General features: G+C 41.5%; 3 protein-coding genes. 2 read left to right on the top strand and 1 reads right to left on the bottom strand.

Annotation, left to right across the window (positions count from 1 at the left end; genetic code table 11):
* Both RDS42_RS13240 and RDS42_RS13235 read left to right on the top strand, forming a co-directional pair.
* Positions 1-440: IS110 family transposase (locus tag RDS42_RS13240; protein ID WP_308784072.1), on the top strand; the 440-nt coding region annotated here is incomplete at its 5' end.
* A 769-nt stretch (positions 441-1209) separates the two neighbouring features.
* A complete protein-coding gene (locus RDS42_RS13235; RefSeq protein WP_118741338.1) occupies positions 1210-2451 on the top strand; it encodes an IS256 family transposase in 1242 nt (413 codons plus the stop codon).
* 327 nt (positions 2452-2778) lie between these two features.
* On the opposite strand, the gene RDS42_RS13230 is transcribed toward RDS42_RS13235, so the two are convergent.
* Positions 2779-3775: MobA/MobL family protein (locus tag RDS42_RS13230; protein WP_308784071.1), on the bottom strand; the 997-nt coding region annotated here is incomplete at its 5' end.

The following is a 3775-nucleotide window of genomic DNA, read 5'->3' as shown; positions in this document are numbered from 1 at the left end:
TCAGGTATGCGGATAAGCTGCTTGAAATAAAAGGCATAGGAATAACAACAGTAGCAGGTTTCATAGCAGAAGTTGGCGATATTACGCGCTTTGATAGCACGAAAGAACTTCAGAAACTGGCAGGATTGGAACTGGTGGCAGATAGTTCCGGTAAGCACAACGGAAAGACAAAGATAAGTAAAAGAGGGCGCAAGCGTCTCAGATATTTACTTTTCGAGGCAGCGATATCGGTGGTGGGAAAAAATGAAGAATTCAAAGAAATCCACAGGTATTATACCACCAGAGAAAAGAATCCATTAAAAAAGATGCAGTCGCTGATAGTAGTAGCATGTAAGCTGATAAGAGTATTCCATGCGATTCTAACTAAGGGAATCAGATATGATGCATCAAAGATGTTGAAAGATATCAGACATCCGGGAGAACAGTTAAAGGCTGTGTAACCGAGTAACAAAGAACAACCATAATGATTACAGTAAGCGTCCGCCGAAAGGTGCTGTAATCGAAGTGTTTGGATCAGTAATGAAAGTACAAAGAATGAGCTGGTAGCCGGCAGGAAATTAAACCAGAGGGCATGACCCTGAATAGTAGCTAAGCTGGCACCCTGGTTATGGACAGGCAGAACGAAGGAAGTGAGGACCCACCGCAAGGAGGATGATCCTGTTGGACATGAGAGGTGAGCTGCCATATAGGGATGGGTATACATCGAAGCCATTTAAAACGGATAGTGATGACGCTTTATTTGGTGTACCCATTATTACTATATATCTGCCCTGTATGAGGTAAAGATCACTCCATAACCTTAGTTCTATTCAATGACAGGTATCAAAAAGTGAATTTATTGAAAAAAACACTTGATTATATGGAGAGGTGTAAATTTTACGTTTCTATCCAAGAAACCCAATAAAATCAAGACTTTTGCCCCGTCCCTTAAACACTGCCGTGGCAAATGAAAAGTACACGAATACTCATATAAACTCCTTCCAAAATGCGCTTTCCTGCTGCCATTTGCAGCGATTTGCGCGGTGTTAATTTTTCTTTATGTATCGGTCATTTCTGTACAGGAAATGCAAATCTTAGCAAAATATTGCAAGATGTGTACAGCAATCGTAGTTGAAACGTAGTAAAAGAGCCTATGAAACTTTTTCTGTAAAATAACCTAAGTAAGGTCCTTCTATGATACAATAAATATCATTAGGAGGGCCTTTTACTATGGCAAAACAAAAGAAACCAGTTCACAGAGTTGAAATGACTGAAGGAAAAAGGAACATCATCCGCCAGCTTCTCGAAGAATACGATATCGAGACCGCAGAAGATATCCAGGATGCACTCAAAGATCTTCTGGGCGGCACCATTAAAGAAATGATGGAGGCTGAAATGGATGACCATCTTGGATATGAGAAATCCCAGCGTTCTGACAATGACGATTATCGTAACGGTTATAAACGCAAGCAGGTAAACAGCCGATATGGCTCTATGGAAATCGAGGTCCCACAGGATCGGAAATCGACCTTTGAACCACAGGTGGTGAAAAAGCGTCAGAAAGATATTTCTGATATTGATCAGAAGATCATCTCTATGTATGCCAAAGGAATGACCACTCGCCAGATCTCGGAAACGATTGAAGATATCTATGGTTTTGAAACATCAGAAAGTTTCATATCCGATGTGACGGATAAGATACTTCCTCAGATTGAAGATTGGCAGAACCGCCCATTGGATGAGGTATATCCAATCCTTTACATCGATGCGATCCACTATTCTGTGCGGGATAATGGAGTCATTCGTAAGCTTGCAGCCTATGTTATTCTTGGCATTAATGCGGAGGGGAAAAAGGAAGTCCTGACGATTACGATTGGTGACAATGAAAGTGCGAAATACTGGCTGTCAGTCCTGAACGAACTGAAAAATCGCGGAGTAAAAGATATCCTGATCATCTGTGCCGATGGCCTTACAGGCATTAAAGAAGCGATTTCAGCTGCGTTTCCCAAAACAGAATACCAGAGGTGTATTGTCCATCAGGTAAGAAACACCCTGAAATACGTTCCGGACAAGGACAGAAAAGCCTTTGCTGCAGATTTAAAAACCATCTATCAGGCCGCTGATGAGCAGAAGGCTCTGGCTGCCTTGGAACGTGTAACTGAAAAATGGACTCCGAAATACCCGAATTCCATGAAACGCTGGAAAGACAACTGGGATGCTGTTTCTCCAATTTTTAAATTTTCAACCACTGTCCGGAAGGTCATTTATACAACCAATGCGATCGAATCACTAAACTCCACATACCGGAAGCTGAACCGTCAGAGAAGCGTATTTCCAAGCGATACCGCCCTGTTAAAGGCCTTGTATCTGGCTACTTTTGAGGCTACGAAAAAATGGACTACCACCATCCGTGATTGGGCTCAGGTTTATGGAGAACTGGGCATTATGTACGAAGGACGCTTACCCGAGTAAGCAAAAGAAGGGTTAAGAAGACAGGCGGGAAACCGCCTGCTCTTGACATGCCCGTAAGCAACTGTTATATATAAAACAAGAACGACAAGCCTGATTCACAAGCTTATCGCTCTTAATTATCATAGAAGAATCTTATTTACAGAGATTTTCTCATACTCTCCGTCTTTCTCTATTTTAGTTTTGACAGTTCGTTTTCGCAGTCTCGCTCCATGGGGCAAGCTGTTCCAACTGCTCATCTGACATTTTATCGTCTGGCCGCTGTGATAAGAGGACGAAAAATCCTATTTGTTCAGCTCTTGTGTTTATAATGGGCAAAGAAGAACCAAATTATAATTCCATATCATACGACCTTTTCTTAGTTCGAGCAGGCTGATTTCGCCGTATTTCCTGTTTCCTCTGATATTCAAGTTCCCAGGCACGATGGGAAAAAACATCAGGATCTTCCACATTGAGATAATCTACCTCATTGGCGGCAATATCACGGCGGTGATAGTCATAATACTTACCAAAAGTACCTTTGAGCTGCTCGATCAGCTTATCCCGAAAATCAGGACGTATCTGGATTCTGGTGTCCAGCAATTCTGTATACTGTTCAGGTTCAGGACGAAATTTTTCTTCCCGGAAAGCGGCAGCATCTTTTTCAAGCTGTTTTTTGAGCGAGATGTCCTGAGAATCCAGGATATCAAGATTGTTCTTCATCTGGTCGTATTTCTTGGATAGATTCGTCATATCTTTATCTGTAGAGCATTCTGCCTGGAAGATTAGCTGCTCTTTCCTTGATTTCAGTTCTTCGATTTCTTCGGTAATAGTGGTAAGCTGCTGATTTAATTTTATATGCCGGATGGGATTCAAAATACTGGTTTTATCCTTTTGCACATTCAGTTCTTTCCGTTCCGTAACTTTAGCTTTGAGTTCCTTTTTAACTGTGTTGTATTTATTCAGTATTGGATTGAAATGATTCATCCAGTCATGGATCACTTCTTTTTGCATCTCATTATGAAGTAAATGATACTGTATAAAAATCATATGATTGCGGATCGCTTCTAACGTTTCAGCTATTATTGGAATAGACTTTTCTACAGCTTCAGCCAGTTTTGCTACCTTTGCTTTTAATTCTCGGAGCATTTTGTTATCCGCACGAATCTGACGGTTGATTTCACAGCGGTCTGCTATCATGCCTTTCTTTTCCATATTCTGGGCAATGTAGCCTTCATGGATGGTTGGCTGTTCGGTGATTCCCTGATCTGCAAAGCTGCGGTGATCAATGGTAGCATTTATCTGATTACGTGCAAGCATTTTATTTACGGCATCTGCCCAGTTTGCC

This window comes from uncultured Blautia sp., assembly GCF_902497045.1.
Lineage (GTDB): Bacteria > Bacillota > Clostridia > Lachnospirales > Lachnospiraceae > Blautia_A.
The sequence above is the reverse complement of the archived record's forward strand: the minus strand, read 5'-3'. Positions and strand labels throughout refer to the sequence as shown.

Excerpts from the sequence above, each read along its gene's own strand:
- RDS42_RS13235 (WP_118741338.1), top strand. The coding sequence starts at position 1,210 with ATGGCAAAACAAAAGAAACCAGTTCACAGAGTTGAAATGACTGAAGGA.